The sequence below is a fragment of the Hyphomonas sp. genome (assembly GCF_041398465.1).
Taxonomy (GTDB): domain Bacteria; phylum Pseudomonadota; class Alphaproteobacteria; order Caulobacterales; family Hyphomonadaceae; genus Hyphomonas.
Genome location: NZ_JAWKUS010000002.1, coordinates 1 through 22,157 on the forward strand (window position 1 = coordinate 1; position 22,157 = coordinate 22,157).

Here is a 22,157-nt window from a genome sequence, read left to right on the forward strand (position 1 = left end):
CATCTATGCCGGTGCTGACGGATACCTGATTTCCGAAAATACCATCTGCGGCAACTTCGCGGTGGCCAATGGCGGCGGTGTCGCTCATGTTGGCCTCAGCGATGGCGGAAGCATCATCAACAACCGCATCCTGTTCAACCAGTCCTTCAATCAACAGCAAGCTGCAAATGGTGGTGGACTTTATATCTCAGGCTCCGCGCTCGCGGGTGAACCGGCCACCGCTGGAGCAGGCAATGTTGAGGTTATCGGCAATGTCATCCAGGGTAACCAGGCGGGTGCTGGCGATGGCGGTGCAATTGCGACCTTTGCGTTCAACGGTGATGACGCTGTTCCGGGTGATGGCATTGCGACCTACCGGTTGAGTGTCATCAACAATACGATCGTGAACAACGTTACTGGCGGGGCAGGTGTGATTGCTCTTCAGGATGTCGAACTCGGTGATTTCTTCCACAACACGATCGCCTACAACGACAGCACTGCGACCGCCGCCTCGGCATTTACCGGACCGAACGGGTTCTCGGAATCTGTAAAACAGGTTTCCGGCGTCTATTCCAAGCTTCACGGCGCCAATTTGCTGGCAGCGCTCGGGGTTGCATCCGGAAACTCTGATCCGGACCTCCTAAACAACATTCTCTGGCACAACCGTTCCTGTCATTGGAGCGATGTCGACGGAGTAATTTGCGATGTGGCCGGTACGACGACCTATGACGAACTCGGCGTGCAGGGCAATGCAGCGTGCCTTAGGACGGACTATTCAATCCTGAGTGATGTTGCAGACGTCGACATATGCCTGCCCGTCGCTCCAGACGTGTTGAGCAACATTCAGGCGGATCCAGACTTTATCGGGCCTTCTTTCCTGACGGCTCCTTCCGCAGGTGGGTTTGCTGGTGAAGCCGTCCCAGTTGTGCAGGCATTCGCTGCGCTAGACGAGGGTGGCAACTTCATCGACCTGAACTTCGGGCTTGTCTCCGCCCTTGATCAGGGTGGGCAGCTGATGCCGAAAGGGGATTTCCATCTCTATTACGGATCGCCAGCTCAGGATATTGGTACTGATCTTGGCGTCCTCTCGGATATTGACGGAGATGTCCGTCCGATGGGCCCCGCTCCCGATGCCGGATCGGATGAGGTCTTTGACGGGGTTGTGGGGAACTCGATTGCTATTACCCAGGCTGCAGTCACTGCTCAGCTTCCGCTCAATCGGTTCCGTGTCACGATAACTGCAACTTCCGACCTCGGACCGAATGCAGATCTGACCTTTACCTTGTTGGATAGTCTTGGACGCCCGATTGCCCAAAACTATACGCTAAACTGGGATAGTGTTGATGCTGTGTGGACGCGGACCATCCGGTTCAACATGAACAACCGTGACTTCCCGCTCGAGGTAACCGTGCAGGGGTCTGAAGGATCCGCGTCTGCCACGATTAATGCACCTGCGCCGTGAGGAAGATTGTGATGAATATGATTAGAGAGCGTGAAAAGGGGAGTAAGATGACGTCAAGACGCGTACTTCTATCGTCAGCTGCCCTGGCAGTGTGTACATGGGTCGGGTCGGGCATGACGGCGAGTGCCGGGGAGTTCTACCAGCAGTGCCCTGGTCCAGTGAACGCAGAAGGTGAAGTGCTCGACGGGGTAGGCGGTCAGGTAATCCGAATGGATGGCACAACAACCAGCATTGATCTTCCTGCCGCTTCCGTCTGCTATCATATCGTGGGTGGTGATGGATTTATCCGGATGGCCGATGGAACACCACTTTATTCGTTCGGGTTCTCTCCGCTTGCGGACGGTCAAAATCCCGGTACGCGCGCGCTGAAATCGAACCTGCCTGCGCCTCTCATCCGGGCGGTTCAGGGTCAGAAAGTTTATCTGACGATGTCAAACGTTCCGTTCATTATCCGGCCGGACCTGTTTGACCCGCATTCGGTGCACTGGCACGGCTTTCCAAATGCGTCTGCGGTGTTTGATGGTGTTCCGGATAACTCCATTTCTCCTAATCCGCTGTCATCCATGACATATTTCTACAACGTCGCCCGGCCGGGTACTTTCATGTATCACTGCCACGTCGAAGCTGCCGAACACATGCAGATGGGCATGGTCGGCAACCTTTATGTCGAGCCAGCCCAGGATTTCCTTCCGGATGGTGCGGATCTTAACGGCTTCACGCACAATACGGGTGATCGGTATGCCTATAATGACGGTGATGGATCGACCTATTTCGATATCGAGATCCCGCTTCAAATCAACAGCTATGATGGGGCCTTCCACAAGGCTCACTACAATGTCCAGCCGCTTCCATTCGCCGAAATGGAGGACACCTATCCCATGTTTAATGGACGTGGCTATCCAGATACAATCCGGACGGACGTTTTCCTGAACGCGAATCCGGATTTTCCAGGAACAACCGGAACCGGTCTTGAAACATTCGCGCAGCCGCTTTCGTCTCTGATTTCCGCGGCGCCGGGTGACAAGGTCCTTCTGCGAATTTCGAGTTTGTCCACCGTTGACTACTATACACTCGTCTCGCCGGACCTAAAGATGCAGGTCGTTGGTCAGGGTAGTGAGCAGCGCGTTGGCCCGGATCTAGGCGCTGGTTCACCGAGCAAAGCCTACTACAACACCCACCAGCTCACGCTCGGTGGTGGGCAATCCTATGACGTCATCATCGATATTCCGGATAATGCATCAGGCGATATTTTTTTCCTGTACACATCCAACCTCAATCAGCTTGCGAACGATCAGCAGGATTATGGTGGGATGATGACAGAGATCCATGTTCAGTGACCAAGATGACGACCAGAGGAGCAGGAAAGAGAATGGCTAAGATCTCGATCTCGAAAGCAGCACTGGCAGTCTCGGCCGTCGCATTGGGGGTGACTGGCGGCGCATTTGCCGGTGTCCCGGGATATGTGGACCCAACACCTGGGAGTGCAAATTTCGACCTCACCGTAGATGCAGGTTACATCTCGGCGGCAGATGGATCCGTTATATACATGTGGGGCCTCCACACGCCTGATCGATCCCTTATGCAGTATCCTGCGCCGACCCTGATCGTTAATGAAGGGGATGAGGTCTCCATCACCCTCACAAATTGCCTTGATGGCGAGGCAGCAGCAGAAAATACGTCATTGATCTTCCCGGGCTTCGATGTGACGGCCACTGGTGGTGTTGCCGGTGCTGCGACCAGGGAAGCTGCACCTACCTGCAATGCAGCGGATTCCGTTACGTATACATTTACCGCAGACCACGCAGGAACGTTCCTCTACCAGAGTGGAACTAATATCAGTGTGCAATCCGAAATGGGGTTGGGAGGCGCGCTGATTGTGCGGCCGACAGGCTTCCTTCATCGTGATGAAATGGATATTCCGGATGCGCGCCCCACGGCAGATCCGACCGTGGCGACCGAAGATCCCTTCAACTATGTTCCTCAGTCGGGGAACCAGATCGCTTATGGTACGGGAACGGATTTTGACTACGAATATCTCTATGTTTTGACTGACATTGATCCCGATATTCACGAAATGGTCCGCATTGGTGACATGGCGGGTGCCAAGTCGAGGGATGGCAAAGCGGTTTACTGGATGATCAATGGCCGTGCGGGTCCAGACACCTTCTTCGCGAATGATGTGCCGTGGCTTCCGACTCAGCCATATGGATCCATGACGCAGATGCAGCCGGGCCAGAAGGTTCTGGTCCGGACCGTAAGTCTGGGGCGAGATCTTCACCCGTTCCATACGCACGGTAACAATTTGCGGGTTGTTGCGGTCGACGGAAACCTGCTGAGTTCGGTTCCGGGAAGCGGTATTCCGGATCTGGGATTTTCTGACTTCACGGTATCCGGCATTCCGGGGCAGACATTCGATGGAGTCTTTGAGTGGTCCGATCTTGGCATGGGATGGGATATTTTTGATGAGGCGACCCAACATCCCGTTGAATGGCACGAGCCGTCAGCACGCACTGACGGTACGCATGGTGGCGTCATCCCTGTTTCATTGCCAGGTATCCCAGATCTGACATTCGGAGGCTTCTATTCGGGTAGCCCGTATCTCGGTTCGTTCGGACAGCTTCCTCCGGGCGAGGGTGGACTTAATTTGAATGGGGGCTTCTTCTACATGTGGCACTCCCACAATGAAAAAGAACTCGTCAACAACGACATTTTCCCGGGCGGAATGATGACGATGCTCATCGTCGAACCGTTCCTCGATGGAAATGGCGACCAGTTGGTAATCCCGCGTGGCTCGATTTTTGAAAAAACGGCGAACTAGGCATGGCTATCTGGGGTCGATGGAATAGTGGAGACGCAAAAATGATCAGACATCGTCTTACGCGGTTAGCGCTTTCAGCCTGTGTATTTGGGGTTTTCGCTTCAGGCTCCGCAAGCGCAAAGGACTACTTCCTCAAAGCTGAACGGGTTGAAATCCCGGTACAGGACGTAGACGCCAATGGGGCTCCGGTCACTGTTATGGTGCCAATGTGGGGCTATGCGCAATGTGCTGCCAAAGACCCCAATCAGTGCGGAACGGCGACCGTTCCAGGACCGGAAATTACAGTCAAGGAAAACGAAAACCTGTCGGTGTTCGTCTACAATGACCTCAAAACAAGTGCAGGTGATCATGTTGAGCTTGATGCCGGTCGAACTTCATTCACTGTTGCGGGGCTGCGATTGCGTCTGAACTACGGCCCAATTTTCTGGGGACCAAGTAAGTTTGATCCGGCAGGTGATCCTGACCAGCCAAGACGTGTTCGCTCGATGACGCAGGAAGCCCGCCCGGGCCAGTGGCAGCGCTATAGCTGGCTGTGGAAGCAGGGTGATCTGAAACCGGGTACCTATATCTATCACTCGGCTACTCATCCGGCGGTCCAGGTTCAGATGGGGCTCTACGGACCAATGACAGTTCTGCCAGCTGCCGCTTCCGAGGTCTATCACGGCGTATCCGTCGATGCGGCGGTCGATATTTTCTATAGTGAAATTGATGCAGCTTTTCACGCTGACGTCGACAAGGGGCTCGATGGCTACAATCCGATTCCCCAACCAGGAAACCCAGCGGGCGCAAGAACAAGCCCGCTTGTGTATTCACCAACTTACTATCTGGTGAATGGCAAGCCGCAGGTAGATGGCGTATTTGCTCCTACTTGGGATGATCCGGCGTCGGGTGGGGTCACGGGTGCCTTCTACGACAGGAAGACTCTGGTTCGGTTTCGCTCTGCCGCGCTCAGAAGTCGCATCCCGATGACGACTGGAGCAACTGCATTCGACGTTATTGCAGAAACTGCAGAGCCCTACTATGCACCTCCCGGTCAGGAAGTGACTGTTGCCGCTCGCCGCCAGAACGCCATTCTTTTGCCAGCACTTACGACCAAGGACGCTATTGTGCAGGGTGGAAAAGAAGGGGCGACCCTGATCGTAGATCGCGCCCTCGGCGAGACCAATGCAGGGGGGATGAATACTTTCCTTGTGTTGCCGGACAAGCTTCAGGTTTATCCACCGGTATGCACACCTGCGGGTAATCTTATCGCCCGGGTACGGACGAATTCGAGCCTCGGTGATCAGCAGGTTATAAACTTCAAAATCAGCAATGGAACACCAGCGGACGATCTGATCATAAATAATGTCCCCGCTCAGGCTCAATTCGCCGGGAAGTGGCAGTACCGGAGCATATTGGTCAATAGCCCATTCTGTGCGCCCGGAACGGTCGTCACGTTGAGTGCGATGTCCGGATCTGGTGGTTTCCACAGCGACACGGTGACGATCGAATGAAGGCGGTCTGGGGAACAATCTTCGCGATCTGTATGATAGGCCTCATGCCAGCAAATGCTGACTTGTCGGGCGATGAAGAGCATATGGCCGATCATGATCACACCATGATGGAGATGGTGTCAGAGCCACCGGAAGTTACGAACTATTCCCTGGCTGATGGAGGGCTGGAGGCTCTGAACACGGCCCTTACCCTTGAGCATGGTATCCGTGTTGAGGGTGTGCGGCTGACGGCAAATGGGACGATGCTTGATTATCGTTACCATATTGAAGATGCGGAGCTGGCCCAGTCGTTGCATGGAGAACATGAGCGCCCCTCAATCCTTCATCAACGTAGCGGTCTGATTTTCCAAGTCCCATTCATATCCAAAGTTGGGTCTTTGAAGCAGAACGCCAAAGCTCCGAAAGTGAACCGGACCTATGTGATCCTGTTTTCCAATCCGGGACGGATTGTGCAGAGCGGAGACCTGGTCACGATCGAACAGGGACCGATAAGGGTAGCAGACATTCCGGTCGAATAGTCAAAAATGATAAAAATTCACGGCTTTATCCTGCTTACAGTTCTCGTGGGAGGCTTAGCTGGCTTTTGCCTTGGCGCAAACGCGCAGGCCCGTCCAAGCGGCTCCGGAGTCGTGTCATTGGAGCTTGAAGTCGAAATGTCTACCCATGCGCGGGAAGACACGATTCCGGTAATCATCTCCTTTGAACGAAAAGTGCATCCGACGAAATTTGTGCAGCGAGATCGCAGGGACCGGCGCGCGCGGATGTTTGAGGCCCTACGTTCTGAAGCTGAAGGCACAGAACGGAGATGGCGTGAGACATTGCGGGTCGCAGGGGGGCGGCGGACGAAAACCCTCTGGGCAAGAAACGCGATTGCAGTCGAAATGTCGGTGTCGGAAATTGCCAGAATGGCAACCCGCCCCGGGGTCAGCCGGATCGACTATGATGCGAAAGTATATGCGGTAGACACGGCCTACAGTTCGGCAATCCAACCGGAATGGAATCTTCAGCTAATCGGAGCGCCTGAGTTGTGGAACCAGGGGGTGACCGGTGCGGGAGTTACCGTGGCGAGCCTTGATACGGGTGCGGATGCTGTTCACGCAGATCTCGCGAGCTCATGGCTGGGAACGAATGGAGGATGGTACGATCCGCATGGCGTTTACACCCAACCTCATGATGCAACCGGCCATGGCACCCAGACCATAGGGCTAATGGTTGGGGGAGGCGCGACTGGATCCAATATCGGAGTCGCGCCGGGCGCGAAGTGGATTGCCGCCAAGTTGTTTGACGACGCAGGCACCGCGCAGGTATCAGATGTGGAATTGTCTCTCCAGTGGCTTCTGGACCCGGATGACGATCCGAGCACGAATGATACCGCCGACGTCGTAAACAATTCATGGGGCTACGACTCCTTAATAAATGAATGTCACCCTATTTTTCAGTATTACTTCGATCTACTGTCGGCGGCTGATGTTGCCATCGTATTTGCCGCAGGAAACACGGGCCCCGGACCTTATACCAGCACCAGCCCAGCAAACACGCCGGGGTCTTTCTCGGTTGGTTCTGTGGACGACGATCCCAACTCGACAGTCTCGAGTTTTTCGGCGCGTGGCGCCGGGGCCTGCTTGCCGAACGAGGTCTTCCCCAAGATCGTCGCGCCCGGGCGTAATGTCAAAACCGCCGATCTGACGTTTGGGTTCAATCCGCAAGCATATTCATTTGTTTCGGGCACGTCATTCGCGGCGCCTCAGGTTGCAGGCGCTCTGGCGCTTCTGGCCAGTGCGTTTCCCGAAAAATCAATGCTGGAACTCGAAGCGGCTCTTGAGGCCACCGCCAGGGATCTGGGGGCGGCCGGGCCAGACAATGACTACGGTGCGGGCCTGTTGGATGTCGCGGCTGCCTACGTATCGCTCGGAGGGAGTCTGGTTGTCGACAATGATGCGGATGGATATGGAAGCGATGTGGACTGCAATGATTCAGATGCCTCAATAAATCCTGGGGCCAAGGAAATCATCTCGGATGGTATCGATCAGGACTGCAATGGATTCGATCTTACTATTGCTGTTCCAAGGGCGGTGTACCGGCGTGATCTGGGCAGTATCGTCGTGTTTGCAGAGAGTGGAATTGCGGATCCCAACGCCGCCGGTTCTCTGTTGGCACAGCTAAATTACATTGATGGGTCCGTTTCTCAGGATATAGCACTGCTGTACAAATCTGGCACGGCGGATTGGCGCCGGCTTATCCGGGACATCAGTGCAAAGAGTAACGTAGAGCCAGTCTCTGTGACCGTTCGTGGTGTTGAGGGTGAGGTAACAGTTCTATTGGATGTGGTTGGCTTGCCACCTGCAGACCAGGATCTTGACGGCTTTGATGTCAATATCGATTGCAATGACATCGATCCTTCGGTCTATCCCGGCGCTCCTGAAATCAGGCGTGATGGTATAGATCAGGACTGCAATGGCTATGATCTTACAATAAATGTAACACGTGCGGTCTACCGGCCAGACTTAGACAAGATTGTTGTTTTTGCAGAAAGTGATATCGCAGATCCAAATGCCCCAAACTCTCTGCGTGCTGAGGTGAATTTTTCCGAGGGATATGCTTCGAGCAAAGTGACATTGCTTTTCAAATCTGACGCGATGCTTTGGCAGCGCCTGATTGGGCATGTGTCTTCACTCTCGACCGCGGAGCCTGTTTCAGTCACCGTTTCCGGTATTGAAGGATCTGTAACTGAAACGTTGACCTTGAAGTAGACATCGATGCCAGTTTGTATCGCGGCTTTCGTGCTTGGAGTAATTTGATGAACGCTCGTCACATTGCGCTTTTCGCAATGCTCGTCACGCTTGGTGTCGCTGCATTTCTGGCTTTCGGGCGCCACACACTGGACGCAACGGTGCCCCCCGGCGAGATCGAAACGGACTCAATCGGTATTCTGGAAACTGTCCGGTCGGACGTAAGGGATGGCCTGACACCCATCGTGAGCGGCAATATCGGTCCCGCGCCCGAACCTGGTTTCTATACCGAAGAGGAATATGCGCAGTTCAAGGAGAGCTATTATTGCGACCTTGCCCGGGATACGCGACTGAAGTGTGAGTCTCTGGACCGCGGTCCGGATGGGTTGGAACAATGCCTCAAGCTCAGCCAGTACTATACGTATTCACGCCACTGCGGCACTCAACCCTGACGTCAGTTCAGGGACGTCACCCGAGGCTGTGCGTATATCGACTGCCACTTTGCGCCAGGGTCCTTGAATTCGACGTCAATCCGTACGAGTTCCGGCATGGCGGTCGCGTCCGTTAGGGAAGAGGACCACCCACGATGGTCGCGATCCGATCGAAGATATGCAAACTGCAGGCTTTCGACCCCGTCGATCAGCACTTCCTGGGTTGTTTCTGAAAAATTGCGCCGGAAGTCATTTGGTCCCTGAAAAAGAGATCGAGCAAATATGAGCTGTCCATCCACAAGCCGGTATTCGATCCGATAAAGCCCATATCTCCCGAAATGCGATGGAAGCGGTGCAACAAAAGTAATGCTATCGGCGTTTCCATTCAGCATCACTCGTTCTTCCCTCGGCGTCGTTCGGCCCAGCACCGGCAAAGCCTGTTGGATCTGCTCGCGCATCAGGTTCTGAACCGCTTCGACCTTCTCGGCTGTTGAGACATACTCATCCACTTTGGTCCAAACTCTTTGCCCTGAGACAAGTGCGTTGCCTGCGATAACGGCGATCAGGCTCAGAATAGCAAGCGAGACCATGAGCTCAACCAGGGTAAATCCGGCGGAAGACCTTGCACTGGGGATTGGTTCGTTCTTGATCATCACAGCGTCAGTAAACGGAGAGTATCAATATCCAAGAGGGGGGTGGATCCACGGCTATCGGATACCGTCATACGGACCATAAAGAGATGGGTGCCGCCATCCGGCGCCGAGGCGTAGGGCTCGATTTCCACTCGCCAATAGGGAAGTTCAGCTTCGTTGGCTTCGAAAATTCCCGGACGCAACGGCAAGTCTGACGTGCCGATGCGGTTTAGAAGAGAGTCGGCAACAGCAACGGCGGAGCTTTGATCTGCAGCCCTTCTGGCGCTGTTGCTTGAAACAGACCAAGCCTGGAAAAATGCTGTTACACTCATGGACAATATTACGAACGCCACAAGCGTTTCGAGCAGTGTGTATCCGGCCTCGGAATCTGTGTGATTGTCATGCATCTGACTTTTTGACCTCCACCGTTCCCAGTAGCCAGTCGACACTCACATCATAGGCTAGCTTGCTCGTCCGAAGGTGAAGCTTGCCGCCCGTGGAGCCACCATTGCCGAAGAAACGGATATTGCCGCGATTGCTATCAACACGCTCGGACTCAGCGATGACCGCGGTGATCTTTACGGCATCTGACCAGGCCAAGCTGTCCTCTTCGTTGCCGAAAGCGGCCATATTCTGATCAAGGTCGAATGTGACGACGGTATCTCGGCCGGTGCGAATTGCATTGTTCCTGGCTTTGCGAAGCAAGGCGGCAACTTCCCCGGATGTGGAGCGAAGCTCTATCCCCGGACGTATATTGCGGTACGCTGCAGGCGTTAGCGCTGCGATCATGGCTATGATCGTCAGTACAACAAGCATCTCGAGTAGCGAGTAGCCGCGGTTTCGCTCAGTCTGTCGCTGACGGGCGGATTCAGAATGCCAGATCATTGATGCTCAACACGGCCAGAAGAACGGAGAACACAATGACGCCAACAAAGCCGCCAAGTACGAGTGTAAGGGCAGGGGTGAGAATCGACATACTTCGGTCGACGCTGTTGCGCGCGTCCTGCTCAAGGGCTTCAGATGCCTTGATCAACATCTTTCCTATTTCGCCCGTATGCTCGCCGGCGCGTATCAGCTGCGAAACAATATCCGGGCACAATGTCTGAGCTTCGAAGGCATCAGACAAACGCTTGCCGTCGACCACTTCACGCTGAATTTTTTCCAGACTTGACCGAAACGCGCGATTATCAGGAACTGACACAGTCAGCTTCATTGCCCGGTCGAGAGATACGCCGTTCACGAGCAGCGCCCCGAGAACGGCGCTTGCCCTCCCATATCCCGACCGTTGCAGGAATGGGCCGATTGCCGGTGCCCGTGCGACAGATGCGTCCCATTTTGCCCGAATTTGTTCGATCTGGTGCATTTGAGCGATAAGGAATGCGGCCAATGCAATTATCAGCAAAAGCCAGAGGCCGTACTGGCTGAAGAAACGCGAAATCGACATTACGATCGCTGTCAACAAGGGCAATTCAACGTTCGACTGTGCGAACATGGGTTCGAACGATGGCAGCACGAAAAGGAATATCGTCGCCATCGCAATGGTCGAAGTCACAGCAAGTATTGCCGGATAGATCATCGCAGATTGGACAGCCTGCCGAGTTTCAAGCGACCGTTCGAGCATATCTGCAATCCGCGTAAGGATTTGTGGAAGCGTCCCGCCTTGCTCGCCGGCCCTCACCATTGCGACGTACTGCTCCGGAAATGATTTCCGGTCGGCGGCCAGAGCGTCGGCCAGGCTCAGGCCATCGTGCAGGCGCGCAAGGAGCTCTTGGCAGACCACTGCGATAGCCGATTTCCTGCGTTCTTTCGAACTTATTGTCAGTGCATCCTCGATCGAAACACCTGCACTAGTCAGCGTCGCGAGCTTTCGCATGAGCAAAAGCATCGACTTATCGGCCAGCCGGGTTGGCGTCCCTCTTTGCCGGGTAAGTTCAGTCCAGAGATCAGAGGTCTGCTCTTCGACGCGCAGAGGACGCTGTCCTTTCGCGACAATGGTACGAACAGCGTCATCCCGTGAACCGGCTTCAAGAGTGCCATGTACAATCGCGGCGTTCGAGTCGATTGCTCTGAAATTGTATCTGGGCATGGTTAGACCTTCGCGGTTCTCAGCAACTCGTCGATGCTGGTGATGCCCCTCGACGCGAGCGCCAATCCATGTTCTGCGAGGGTTGCCATACCGTGGGCCCGCGCCAGTACCCGCAGGGACCCGGCATCCTGCCGCTTGAGAATTGCCTGCCGGATTTCATCCGTGATAGGCAGGATCTCAAGAATGCTTGTTCGGCCCAGATAACCGGTCTCATTGCAGTTCGGACACCCTGTCGGACGGCGGTAGTCCCCCTCCCAAGTCTTTGCAGTCGGGGAAATCCGCTCAAGCAGGTCTGGATCTGGCGCATAGGGCTCGCTGCAACTATTGCACAGCTTCCGAACCAGTCTTTGCGCGACAACGCCATTGAGGGTCGCGGCAAGCAGATAGTCCTCAATGCCCATTTCAACGAGACGGGTAATCGCACTCGCAGCGTCATTGGTATGCAGCGTGGAAAGGACCAGGTGGCCGGTCAGGCTCGCCTGGACGGCGATGTGACCGGTTTCGACATCCCTGATCTCGCCGACCATCAGAATGTCCGGATCCTGCCGCAGGAAAGCACGAAGAACGCTCGCAAAGCTCAAGCCGATATCGGGCCGTACGTTGACCTGGGTAATTCCAGGCATTTCATATTCGACCGGGTCTTCCACACTCAGGATGTTCACATCCGGGCGGTTTAGGTGCGCAAGCGAGGCATATAGGGTCGTCGTTTTGCCTGAACCGGTTGGCCCGGTTACAAGCAAGATCCCGTGTGGTTGTTCGAGAAGCTTCAGGTAGGATTGCAGGAGTGCCGGTGGAAAGCCGAGGCTTTCGAATTCGAGCGGCACGCGTTTTCGATCAAGAACCCTAAGGACCGCTCTTTCTCCGAACAGGCTTGGTGCGGTGGCAACCCTGAAATCGATGTCTTCCCCACGGATGGTTTCGGTCATGCGCCCGTCCTGGGGCATGCGTTGTTCGCCGATGTCCAACTGGGCAAGGATCTTGATTCTGGAAATGATAGCTGCCCGCATCGACGCAGGTGGGGGTTCAATATCCAGCAGTGCACCATCGACACGCAGGCGCACCCTGAGGTCTGCGCGCGTGGTTTCGAAATGTATGTCAGACGCGCGCCTTCGAACTGCTGTTTCAAGGACATTGCTGACATAGCGGACAACGGGGGCTTCGCTTGCTATGTCTCTCAGCCGCGAGACATCTTCGGATTTTACTTCCTCAACCGGTTCCGCCGGATTGGTCGAGTCAGCTGTGACCAGTTTGAGGATTGCTGCATCGATCTCGCTCAGCAGCCCCGGGCGAACCGAAAGTCTTAGGCCCGTAGCAAGTTCGATCGACGAAATGGCAAATTGGTCGGATGGATCCGCCATCACAACCTGCAAAGTGCCATTGTCGATCCCGATCGGAACCAGATGCTCCTTCTGCAGAAACGCTGCGCTGATCCGGCCATCCAGTGTCGTGGCGGTCAGGAGGTCGTCTGCGCCGGCGACAGCTGAACCGCCGATCCGGGCGAACGTCTGAGCGATCTCCACTTCGGAAACAAGCCCGATCCGCGACAGGACAATCGCGAGCCGCTCACCACTCGAGCGAGATAGCGCGACTGCTCGATTGAGACCAAGCGTGTCGATTTTTTCCCTGGAAAGAAGATCGTCCAGGAATGTCTGCGGTGTGCCGTGATTTTGGCCCACCATTTTGATTTGATCGGTTGAGTCAGTCATCGGCACTAGTGAATTTCCAGATTTGAAATTTCATGTCCACGGCCCCACTCGAGCATATCAAAAGCGGGAAACCCACCGGGATTTATTCGGACAGTCGCATCCCGCACGAATACGGCGCCATTTGATGTCGCCTGGGAGCGGATCCTGAACACTCTCGTGCTTGATGCCGCCAGATATGGCCGCGTTTGCTGGTCCGGTTCAGACTGGAGGTTGGCGTTCTGACTCATATTGAGCAATTCCAACAGCTCCGGTGAAGCTTTGGTTGGGTCAATTCCGGTCAATCCGGAGTGGATCGTTGCAACCGAGTCCAGCCGGGTTATCCAAGGCGCTGGGAAATGTATGATCTGACCCAGTTCGTTCAGGGAAACGAATTGATTGTTCTTCGGTCCGTAACTGAGACCCGCCGCGGAATAGGCTTGGGCTTCACCTCCTGTTCCGGTGGGCCGCCGATCAGGATCCCGCCAATCGATAATTTCGTCGGCGAGTTGGGACGCTTCCTGGCTGCTCGCGCCAAGCCCTTCAAAAAGGGCAGCGAGTAACGCCGGACGTGCCGCATTCATGTCGACAAGGCCGGCTGTGTCCTGGACGGAGATGATCAGAGGAATATCGTCAAACACCGCTGGCTTCGGGGTTCCGTCATGCGGGGCAGGATTGATCGAGTCGCGCTGTAACAACTCATCAATCGCCATAAAAAGACCGGCATCCGCAGCCGCGGACAATTTAACCGCCTGATTTCGGACCGACACAGCTTGCACATAGGCGCTGGAAACCGAGAGCGCGACAAGCGTGATTGCAGAGGCAATAGCGATAGTCCAGATGACGGCCATCACGGCAATGCCACCCTGTGAGTCCTGGCAAGTCTCTACAGAAGAGCCCGGATCATGGTCAGTTTGCGAATGACTGGCCGCACGCATCTACAATCCCAGTTCGGAAATCTGAGACAGGAGCTCAGAAGTAACCGCGTCAATGTCCTCAGGCGCTTGTACCACTTTCGGTGTGATCAGGACAACGAGCTCGCCACGGCGGCGCGTCTTGTTCGTCGTTCGGAACAGCTGTCCAAGAATAGGTACATCGCTGAGCACCGGGATACCCGACCGTGTCGTGGTTGCATCGTCCCGGATAAGACCACCGAGTGCAATGGTGGCGCCGGAATCGACGGTCACATTGGTCTGGAGGCGACGCTGGCGGATGGTCGGTGAATCGATGCCGGACGAAGTCGTCGGGGCGACATCGCTGACTTCCTGTTCAATATCCAGTGAAACCAGGCCGTTGGCGTTGATCCGCGGGGTCACACTAAGAATGACACCTGTATCGCGCAGTTCCACATCCGCAACGATCGGGGCCGCCGGATCGATCGTCGACGTGGACGTCCGCGTAACCACTGGTACCTGATCGCCGATCTGAAGAGATGCCTGCTGGTTGTTGGAAACCAGTAGTCTCGGACGTGACAGGATTTGTACGTCGGTCACAGATTCAAGTGCGCTGATCGCGGCGTTTGCCTTGTCTCCCTGGAAGGTCACGGCAAAGCCCGGCAATGTCGCTCCGGTGGAGGAAAGGCTTGATTTGGATTGCGTCAGGCCGACATTGAACTCACCGGATTCAAGGAACCATTGAACTCCGTAGCGCAGGTCATTGTTCAGGGTTACGTCGACAATCGTGGCTTCCAGCATCACCTGCATCGGGCGGACATCTATTCTATTCAATGCGGATTCAACGATGCGATACTCGCTCTCTGTCGCAAAAATCGCCAGGGAGTTGGATGTTTCATACGGAAAGATCCGGAACCCATCATTCTTGTTTGCAATCTGGCCAGAGGTGTATCCGGTGCTGTATGCCGAGTTGTCCGAAGGAGAAAATTCTGCCGACGGATCAGCAATAAAGTCTTCGATCGAGGCGCCCGATTGAATCGTGGCCATGGTCTCGCCGGGGGCGACAATCGAGCGATTGTTCGTGTTCGACTGGCTGACGACATTACCACCAAAAACCGACGACAGCATGGCGGCAAGCTCGGGCGCGCGGCCGAACTGGACATCATAGACCCACAATTGGCGACCCGACCGGGTTTGCTGGTCATCAAGCCGCTTCACCCACGATTCAGCGCGCTCCAACATTTTCGGCTCGCGGGTTACAATCAACACTGACTGCAAACGTTCAAGTGGCAAAAACTTCATGGAGGTGTCTGCGGTCTCGCTGCCAAGGGAAAAGACCTGCTGGAGACTGCTGGTCAGGGACGCAAGATCGGGTGAGTCGACGGGAACCAGCGCAAATGACATTCCCGCCATCCAGTCGACATCGAATGAAGCGATCGTTGCATTCAGGCGCGCTATAGTCGCTGAGTCACCGGAAAGAATGAGGACGTTGCGGGCTTCGTCGACGTTGACGATTGCGTTCTTGGGGGCCAGGGGTTCAACCAGCTTGGCGATCTCAGCAGCATTTGCATAATGCAGCTGGACGACTTTAACGGAGTATCCCGGGATCTGTGAAGATGACGCGTCGTAGGTCATCGGAGCGCCAAGGCGCAGTGCTTCACTCTCACGCACGACGTAATAAACACCGTTCTTTAGAACGATTGCCGTTCCACTCAGATGGAATGCGCTCTCCATGAGCGGCAGGACATCTCTGGTACGGACCGGCTGTGAAGTGGCGAGCGACACTTTGCCGGAGACCTGAGGGTCAATTACGTAGTTTACGGACAAAATGTCCTCAAAGACTGCACGAGCGACTTCTCGGATATCGGAGTCGACAAAGTTCAAGACCACGTCGCCTTGCCGGACTGGCGCACTGGTATCCTGTCCGAGATCGGAGTCGAAGAAAAATCCTGTCCCAATTTCGGACTGGGTGCTTCTCGGTGAATCTGCCGCTGAGGAAGAGGCAGGGGATGTGGTGACAGAAACCGGGAGGCCGGTGGTCTGAGGGGGCGCGGTGTCCGAACGATCTGTCGAGACATCCACTTTGGAGGCGGGCGCCTCCTGTCCATAGACGGGTGCGAAACTCGTTGTGGTTTCACTTCTCTGCGTGGCGCATCCTGCCAGTGCTGCAAATGTGGCAACGCCGATCATCAATCGCAGGCCGCTGAAGGCTCGTGCTGCTTCAGAACGCTGGTTCGTATTCATATTGATGACCCATTTCTTAGATAAACTGATCAAATTGGCAGTTTTGTCGTTTCGGTCAGAAGCCTGATGGCCGGAATTAGTGTTTGATTTGCGGTTAAACAGGGCAATTTCCGGTAACCGGGACCGACGATCGAGGTTTGCCTTTTCCGGTAACCATTCTTGGCTTTTCACGTTTTGGTCCTGATGCTCTGGCGTTGGCTGCTGTCAGGTGCAATTTCCGTGCAAACTTCCCCTCTGGCGCCAATTTCATCAAATTAGCCTAATTGAAATCAGTGCCGATGGGACTGATTTCATCCAGGGAGCGTAATTCGAGCGTTAGATTCGCGGAATAAGAGGGAAACTTCGATTTGATTCCACTTTTTGGTGGAATTGTCAGGCGAAACTGGTGTGCGTCTGGCATCTGAAGTGTGATGGCTTCACTGCGCCAGGCATGGTTTCCGGTGCGATCCCGGTACGGAATAACTGGTTAATTCCTAGAGAGGTTAATTAAAATCAGGAAGGGCATCCATGCTGCAGGGAGGGCATAGGGCTGCCTGGTCAAATTGCCCTGTTAACCAATTTTCCGTGATGACGGCGACAAACGGGCAAACAGGCGTAAATATTGCTTACCCGTTCAATCAGGTGAAAAAGCCAGGCGCTGGGATCGTATTTGCCTGCAAAGCAAGACACGGACTGGGCAAAATTCATTTGTTAAGGATAAGGCCTTGCGCTTTTCTGAAAAGGCAGGGGTTGGGAAAAGGAATTCTTGATATGAGCAAGCCGAATAGGGGCCGGACAGGAGAGGCTGGTTTCAGCCTTATGGAGATACTGGTTGCACTTGTCATTCTGGCCCTGATCGTCGGCGTGGTCGGGCCGCGCGTGATCGGATATCTCAGCCGCGCCAAAAGTCAGACGGCAAATGTCCAGATTCAGGGAATCAAGTCGGCGCTGGATTTGTATCTTATGGATGTAGGTCACTATCCCACTCAGGAAGAAGGGCTCAAGGCATTGGTTGTTGAGCCCCAGGGAAACTTGGGCTGGGCCGGCCCCTACCTGGATAGCGAGGAGGTTCCCCTGGATCCTTGGGGTAACCCCTATCATTATTCCACTGGCGGAGAGATAAGCGGATTCAAGATCATTTCTCTTGGGCGGGACAATGCGCCCGGAGGTGTTGGCGAGGACGCCGACGTTTCCTCTTAGCTGTTCCTTCCGGCAAGTCCGGAATAGCGCGTGAGATCTAATCCATTTATTGGAAACCTTATATGCTTGGGGTCCGTAGCTCGGTCTAGTCGGTGTTTCGGGTGATACTCAGCGTTTGTTCCCCGTCAGCGACTGTGAGACAGATCGGCCAAATTGCTTAAGGAGGATTTCTGGCACATCGTAGCCCGCCAAGGGAGCGAAGATGAGACAGAAATCCGGGCCGGAAGGATCGGCCGAAAAACATGTGAAAGAGATACGCCGTAAGACCCGGCGCAAATTCTCTGCCGAAGAGAAGATCCGCATTGTTCTGGAAGGCCTGCGCGGAGAGTATTCGATTGCCGAGTTGTGTCGGCGTGAGGGGATCGCCCAGGGCCTTTATTACACCTGGTCGAAGGAATTCCTCGAAGCGGGAAAGAGGCGGCTCTCCGGCGATACCGAGCGCCAGGCGACGTCCGGTGAGGTGAGCGGCTTGAAGCGCGAGATGCGGGATCTGAAGGAAGTAGTGGCCGACCTGACGCTGGAAAACCGCATTCTGAAAAAAAGCGTGATCGGGGATGGGGAGGATACCGAATGAGGTATCCCGCATCCGAGAAGCTTGAGATCATCCGGCTGGTCGAGCAATCGCACCAGCCGGTGAAGAAGACGCTGGAGCAGATCGGCGTGTCGCGTCCGACCTTTTACAGATGGTATGATCTGTATCGCCGGTTCGGTGAAACTGCTCTCGAAGACCGGCGTGGTGGCTCTGGCCGCGTGTGGAACCGCATCCCGAATGATGTGCGCGAGCAGGTGCTCGAAATGGCGCTCGACCGACCAGAACTTTCTCCCCGCGAACTGGCGGTGACGTTCACCGACGAGAGGCGCTACTTCGTCTCTGAGGCCAGTGTTTACAGGCTTCTGAAGGCGCATGACCTGATCACCAGTCCGGCCTTCATCGTGATGAAGGCGGCAAATGAGTTCAGGGACAAGACGACTGCACCCAACCAGCTCTGGCAGACAGACTTCACCTATCTGAAAGTGATCGGCTGGGGATGGTTCTATCTCTCCACCGTGCTTGATGACTTTTCCCGCTACATCATCGCCTGGAAGCTCTGCACCGGCATGGCGACGAGCGATGTTGAGGATACGCTCAACCTGGCACTGGAGGCTTCAGGACTCGATGAGGCGAATGTGGTTCATCGTCCGAGACTACTCTCAGACAACGGACCATCTTACATCTCTGGCGACCTGGCTGAGTATCTTGCCAGCAAGGGCATGGCGCATACACGCGGGGCGCCTTACCATCCCCAGACGCAAGGAAAGATCGAGCGCTGGCATCAGACCCTGAAGAACCGCATCCTGCTGGAAAACTACTTCCTGCCTGGAGACCTTGAAGCGCAGATCGACGCCTTCGTCGGCTACTACAACCATCAGCGCTATCACGAGAGCCTGAACAACCTCACCCCAGCAGATGTCTACACCGGGCGCGGCCAGACCGTCCTGCTCGAACGCGAAAAAATCAAAAGGAGGACGATGAAACTGCGGCGCTTGCAGCACGCCCAATCCGCTGCTTAACTCAAACCCAGATGCGCCAGACCCTCCTTAAGTCAGGCAGCCATCTGCCTCAAAATACCTGACGACGGACAGCGCTGGATCTGCGAGAATCGCATCGAGCAATTTGAATAAGTCGATCCGGTTTTCGGGGAGTGGCGCATCGGCGGGTTGCGGCTTCAGGACGTGCTCCTGAAGCATGGTCTCAACGCAAATATCCCCTGCCACCTGATCACCGGTCATGGCGCGCGCGTAGCGACGCAAATATGGCAATTCCTTCGTTATAAGTTCGTATAACACGCAGATGACCTTCCTGGATTAGGAATATATTTTGTAGATTCCATAAGATAACAAAATGGCAACAGAGTCGTTCGGTTATTTTGTCGTGGGGAAATACGAATACTTGCACACATATTCTTAACTCCATCCGGGCACCTTTTGGTGCACGACGTGGCAAATGAACGATTGGGCGTGTTTGTGAGCTAGTGGTAGAAACACTGCGGGGACATTCATTTTGGGGAATCTGGCTAGGTCGCAGTTGGCGGCAAAAGAGCCGTTCAGGCGCACGGCACCATCAAAAAATGTACAGACAGGGCTGGAAGGAGCAATCGGCGACGCGCTGAGGGAGAGCTTCAAACCAGTATTGGATGAGCCGTTACCTGAGAGGTTGCGGGAATTGGTTGATAAGTTGCGCATAGAAGAACAACAGAGGAAGGGCCGCTGATCGTGACCAAAATGTCTCCGGCTTGTCAGGATGAGCTGCCGGATTCTGGGAATGAATGGTCGTTCGTTGATGAGCTTGAACGGCTGATCCCGGAATTGCGGGCCTTCGCTCGTAGTTTGTGCCGTGAGCGCGAGCTTGCGGACGATCTTGTGCAGGATACCTGCTTGAAAGCGTGGCAGGCGATTGATTCCTTCGAGCCTGGCGCGCCGATGCGTCCGTGGCTTTTTCGAATTCTTCGAAATGAATTTTATCAGTATGCACGGCGTTCCTGGCGGTCAGCGCCGCTTGAGCAGGAGGTTGCCGAGAACACACTCGTCGCCCCGGCAGACCTGGATGCGAGGATCGATTTCAAGGTCCTGCAGGCGGCGATTTCCAACCTGCCGGATGTGCAGCGCGAGGCACTGATTTTGGTCGTCGCAGCCGGCTATACTTATGAAGAAGCTGGTGAAATCTGCAACTGTTCGCCGGGCACAATAAAAAGCCGGGTTAGCAGGGCCCGTGAAGCTGTCGTATTCAAGATGCAGCAAGCCGATGTCGGCCAGGTCGGCGGTTCCACACGAGACGGCAGTCGTACCGCGAACGGTCACATCGACCTGATTTCCGATATCGAATCACTCGCGCGAGGATTGTTCAGCGCAGCCTGATGCGAGTTGCTCAGCTCGCGTTTTCTGTTCCTTCGAACTGGTCGAAGGCCTGATCGGCGCGTGCGAGGCGTTCACGTGCACGGTCCCGAATGTGTTGCACCTTTTCCAATGGTGGCAGAAGACCCGCTTCAGCCGCTGCATCTTTGAGGGATGCGTAGGCGCGAGACTGTCTGGAACTCGGGGCGCTGGTGCGCCGGCCGAACAGGGAGAACCTGATTGCCATCACCCAATCTCCTTGCAACCTGACAAAACTGGCCAGCTGGCAAGTTTCGAAAGGTGAGCGGGCCGCTTTCTCGGGAATGCCCGGGGCTGTCGCTCCGCCCAGCCGCTCCTTTGGAGCTTATAATGAAACATTACCTCCAACACGCCTGTTTGACGAATTATTTTTTTATAAGATTCCCCAAACAGGGGAGGAGGAGGCGAAATGTTGCGCCGCACAAAGAGCGGTTAACGCCGTCTTCCTGTCGGGTTGTCCGGTGTGATCTCGTCAGAATTGGGCAGGCGCACATTGCCGACCGAGCCGAATATCTGCTCCCACAACCCGAGCTCCCGTCCGCGAGTTGGGGTCTCGCGTGATGCGTAATTGATCACCCGACCGTCGTCCGCTGTGTATTCAAGAATCTCTTCGACTTTATCATCAGTCCCGAAGGCAATGGCCGTAATTTTCCGGGTTTTTACCCTGGGGTGATAGAACGCGACCCGCTCTTGCAGTTCGGACATGTAGATCCAAGTGTTGTCGTCGAACAGGCTTTTTGTCGAGGGAGAGCCGAGCTGTGCCAGAACCGTCGAGCGCGTGTCTTCACCCGGCTTGATTTCACCCGGCTGCAACTCATCCGCGACATAGCCGTGGAAATCGCGGCTGGGCGTAAGGCACGCAGTCAGCGGAAGGGCCAGAAGGCCTACGGCCAGAATTGCGCGTCGCGCCATCGGCAAACTCCTGATAGTGGTCCGCGTCAGACCTAGCGGCAGCGGCATGGCTTTGGCAAGCACATGAGTGCAGGAGAGTTCTATTGGTAGGGATCTGGAACCCGTTTCTCAAAGCGAAGGCACAGAGGCAGAGGGCAGAAAAGCTGTATCGTGGTCTGATGGCGGCTGCGTTATCGCCCGAGGCATATGCATTGGGGGTGGTGCCTGATGATTTGGATCATCGTGTCCAGATGGTCAGTCTCCATGCCGCGGTCCTGGTCTGGCAGTTGACGCAAAGACCGGAAGAGGAATTGCAACGTCTGCCTCAGCTGGTCCATGCGAAGGTTTTCGATGGATTTGATGCTTCGTTACGAGAAACCGGTGTCGGAGATGCATCGATCGCCCGTAAGGTCCGGAAGATGGGCGAGCATTACTATGGCCTTGGTACATCGATCGCAGATGCCCTTTCTTGCTCGATTGGTGAAAGGGCTGTCGAAATCGAGGATGTTCTGAGGCGCAATGGGGTTGCAGCTGCCGGTCGTGAGCCGGATCTGGCTCAGCATCTGGTAGCAATCGCTAGCGTCTTCGATGCGACCGCATCTGAGGCCTTTTTATCCGGCACTGCCCCTTGGCCAACCTTCCCTGCGACAAGCAGACCCGGCGTTGCAAAGGTCTGAGGCGCGCCTTAAACAGCGCGAACGGCTCTCAACAGAGGCCAGAATCCGGAA

The 22,157-nt window shown here is 55.1% G+C and carries 21 protein-coding genes and 2 pseudogenes; 12 read left to right on the forward strand and 11 right to left on the reverse strand.

Translation table 11 applies throughout. The features are described from left to right. The 7 genes and pseudogenes from R3C98_RS06615 to R3C98_RS06645 all read left to right on the forward strand — a co-directional run. Window positions 1–1,441 (forward strand): annotated as a pseudogene (locus R3C98_RS06615) (hypothetical protein); the annotation flags it as partial. Further along, a complete protein-coding gene (locus R3C98_RS06620; protein ID WP_371313339.1) occupies window positions 1,438–2,778 on the forward strand; it encodes a multicopper oxidase domain-containing protein in 1,341 nt (446 codons plus the stop codon). The pseudogene R3C98_RS06615 and the gene R3C98_RS06620, both read left to right, overlap by 4 nt. 32 nt (window positions 2,779–2,810) lie before the next feature. Then, window positions 2,811–4,259: a multicopper oxidase domain-containing protein gene (locus tag R3C98_RS06625; RefSeq protein WP_371313340.1), complete on the forward strand. Its 1,449-nt coding sequence runs from the start codon at window positions 2,811–2,813 to the stop codon at window positions 4,257–4,259. 41 nt (window positions 4,260–4,300) lie between these two features. Continuing rightward, entirely contained in the window at window positions 4,301–5,752 is a 1,452-nt protein-coding gene (locus R3C98_RS06630; protein ID WP_371313341.1) for a hypothetical protein, read from the forward strand. Further along, the gene (locus R3C98_RS06635) at window positions 5,749–6,270 is read left to right on the forward strand and encodes a hypothetical protein (RefSeq protein WP_371313342.1); all 522 of its coding nucleotides are present in this window, start codon (window positions 5,749–5,751) and stop codon (window positions 6,268–6,270) included. Before R3C98_RS06630 ends, R3C98_RS06635 begins: the two co-directional genes overlap by 4 nt. A gap of 117 nt (window positions 6,271–6,387) precedes the next feature. Further along, window positions 6,388–8,502 (forward strand): S8 family serine peptidase, encoded by a 2,115-nt coding sequence (locus tag R3C98_RS06640; RefSeq protein ID WP_371313343.1) that lies wholly within the window; start codon window positions 6,388–6,390, stop codon window positions 8,500–8,502. Between the two features lie 47 nt (window positions 8,503–8,549). Then, a complete protein-coding gene (locus R3C98_RS06645; protein WP_371313344.1) occupies window positions 8,550–8,933 on the forward strand; it encodes a hypothetical protein in 384 nt (127 codons plus the stop codon). A gap of 2 nt (window positions 8,934–8,935) precedes the next feature. Here the strand turns inward: R3C98_RS06645 and R3C98_RS06650 are convergent, their stop codons facing one another. The 8 genes and pseudogenes from R3C98_RS06650 to gspD form a co-directional block, all read right to left on the reverse strand. Further along, on the reverse strand, window positions 8,936–9,565 hold the full coding sequence (locus R3C98_RS06650) for a type II secretion system protein GspJ (protein ID WP_371313345.1): 630 nt from the start codon (window positions 9,563–9,565) through the stop codon (window positions 8,936–8,938). After that, a complete protein-coding gene (locus R3C98_RS06655; protein ID WP_371313346.1) occupies window positions 9,565–9,951 on the reverse strand; it encodes a prepilin-type N-terminal cleavage/methylation domain-containing protein in 387 nt (128 codons plus the stop codon). The genes R3C98_RS06650 and R3C98_RS06655 overlap by 1 nt, the downstream gene beginning before the upstream one ends. Beyond that, on the reverse strand, window positions 9,944–10,249 hold the full coding sequence (locus tag R3C98_RS06660) for a GspH/FimT family protein (protein WP_371314010.1): 306 nt from the start codon (window positions 10,247–10,249) through the stop codon (window positions 9,944–9,946). The genes R3C98_RS06655 and R3C98_RS06660 overlap by 8 nt, the downstream gene beginning before the upstream one ends. 72 nt (window positions 10,250–10,321) lie before the next feature. Continuing rightward, window positions 10,322–10,429, reverse strand: a pseudogene (locus tag R3C98_RS06665) (prepilin-type N-terminal cleavage/methylation domain-containing protein); the annotation flags it as partial. Next, on the reverse strand, window positions 10,413–11,630 hold the full coding sequence (locus tag R3C98_RS06670; RefSeq protein WP_371313347.1) for a type II secretion system F family protein: 1,218 nt from the start codon (window positions 11,628–11,630) through the stop codon (window positions 10,413–10,415). The gene R3C98_RS06670 and the pseudogene R3C98_RS06665, both read right to left, overlap by 17 nt. A gap of 2 nt (window positions 11,631–11,632) precedes the next feature. Continuing rightward, window positions 11,633–13,309 carry a GspE/PulE family protein gene (locus tag R3C98_RS06675; protein WP_371313348.1) on the reverse strand — a complete coding sequence of 559 codons (1,677 nt, stop codon included), beginning with the start codon at window positions 13,307–13,309 and terminating at the stop codon, window positions 11,633–11,635. A 32-nt stretch (window positions 13,310–13,341) separates the two neighbouring features. Further along, window positions 13,342–14,250 (reverse strand): general secretion pathway protein GspK, encoded by a 909-nt coding sequence (locus R3C98_RS06680; RefSeq protein WP_371313349.1) that lies wholly within the window; start codon window positions 14,248–14,250, stop codon window positions 13,342–13,344. Further along, window positions 14,251–16,620, reverse strand: coding sequence for a type II secretion system secretin GspD (gene gspD, locus R3C98_RS06685; protein WP_371313350.1), 2,370 nt, complete (start codon window positions 16,618–16,620; stop codon window positions 14,251–14,253). 336 nt (window positions 16,621–16,956) lie between these two features. Between gspD and gspG the strand changes: the two genes are divergently transcribed. Beyond that, window positions 16,957–17,628, forward strand: coding sequence for a type II secretion system major pseudopilin GspG (gene gspG, locus R3C98_RS06690; RefSeq protein ID WP_371313351.1), 672 nt, complete (start codon window positions 16,957–16,959; stop codon window positions 17,626–17,628). Between the two features lie 202 nt (window positions 17,629–17,830). Further along, window positions 17,831–19,179 (forward strand): IS3 family transposase gene (locus R3C98_RS06695; RefSeq protein ID WP_371313352.1). Its coding sequence is split into 2 segments (ribosomal slippage): window positions 17,831–18,164 and window positions 18,164–19,179, totalling 1,350 coding nucleotides; the frame shifts between segments, so codons are not numbered across the junction. Window positions 19,180–19,206: 27 nt separating this feature from the next. Here the strand turns inward: R3C98_RS06695 and R3C98_RS06700 are convergent. Beyond that, window positions 19,207–19,455, reverse strand: a complete 249-nt coding sequence (locus R3C98_RS06700; protein WP_371313353.1) for a hypothetical protein — start codon at window positions 19,453–19,455, stop codon at window positions 19,207–19,209. Between the two features lie 238 nt (window positions 19,456–19,693). Here R3C98_RS06700 and R3C98_RS06705 point away from each other — a divergent pair, with 238 nt between their 5' ends. Both R3C98_RS06705 and R3C98_RS06710 read left to right on the forward strand, forming a co-directional pair. Then, the gene (locus R3C98_RS06705) at window positions 19,694–19,879 is read left to right on the forward strand and encodes a NepR family anti-sigma factor (RefSeq protein ID WP_371314011.1); all 186 of its coding nucleotides are present in this window, start codon (window positions 19,694–19,696) and stop codon (window positions 19,877–19,879) included. A gap of 11 nt (window positions 19,880–19,890) precedes the next feature. Continuing rightward, window positions 19,891–20,523 (forward strand): sigma-70 family RNA polymerase sigma factor, encoded by a 633-nt coding sequence (locus R3C98_RS06710; RefSeq protein ID WP_371314012.1) that lies wholly within the window; start codon window positions 19,891–19,893, stop codon window positions 20,521–20,523. A gap of 10 nt (window positions 20,524–20,533) precedes the next feature. Here R3C98_RS06710 and R3C98_RS06715 read toward each other — a convergent pair whose 3' ends face one another. Together R3C98_RS06715 and R3C98_RS06720 are read right to left on the reverse strand one after the other, a co-directional pair. Beyond that, complete coding sequence (locus tag R3C98_RS06715) at window positions 20,534–20,746, reverse strand: hypothetical protein (RefSeq protein WP_371313354.1); 213 nt, start codon at window positions 20,744–20,746, stop codon at window positions 20,534–20,536. A gap of 224 nt (window positions 20,747–20,970) precedes the next feature. Further along, a complete protein-coding gene (locus tag R3C98_RS06720) occupies window positions 20,971–21,450 on the reverse strand; it encodes an outer membrane protein assembly factor BamE (RefSeq protein ID WP_371313355.1) in 480 nt (159 codons plus the stop codon). Window positions 21,451–21,533: 83 nt separating this feature from the next. Here R3C98_RS06720 and R3C98_RS06725 point away from each other — a divergent pair, with 83 nt between their 5' ends. Then, the gene (locus R3C98_RS06725) at window positions 21,534–22,106 is read left to right on the forward strand and encodes a ubiquinol-cytochrome C chaperone family protein (protein ID WP_371313356.1); all 573 of its coding nucleotides are present in this window, start codon (window positions 21,534–21,536) and stop codon (window positions 22,104–22,106) included. The last annotated feature ends 51 nt before the right edge of the window (window positions 22,107–22,157 follow it).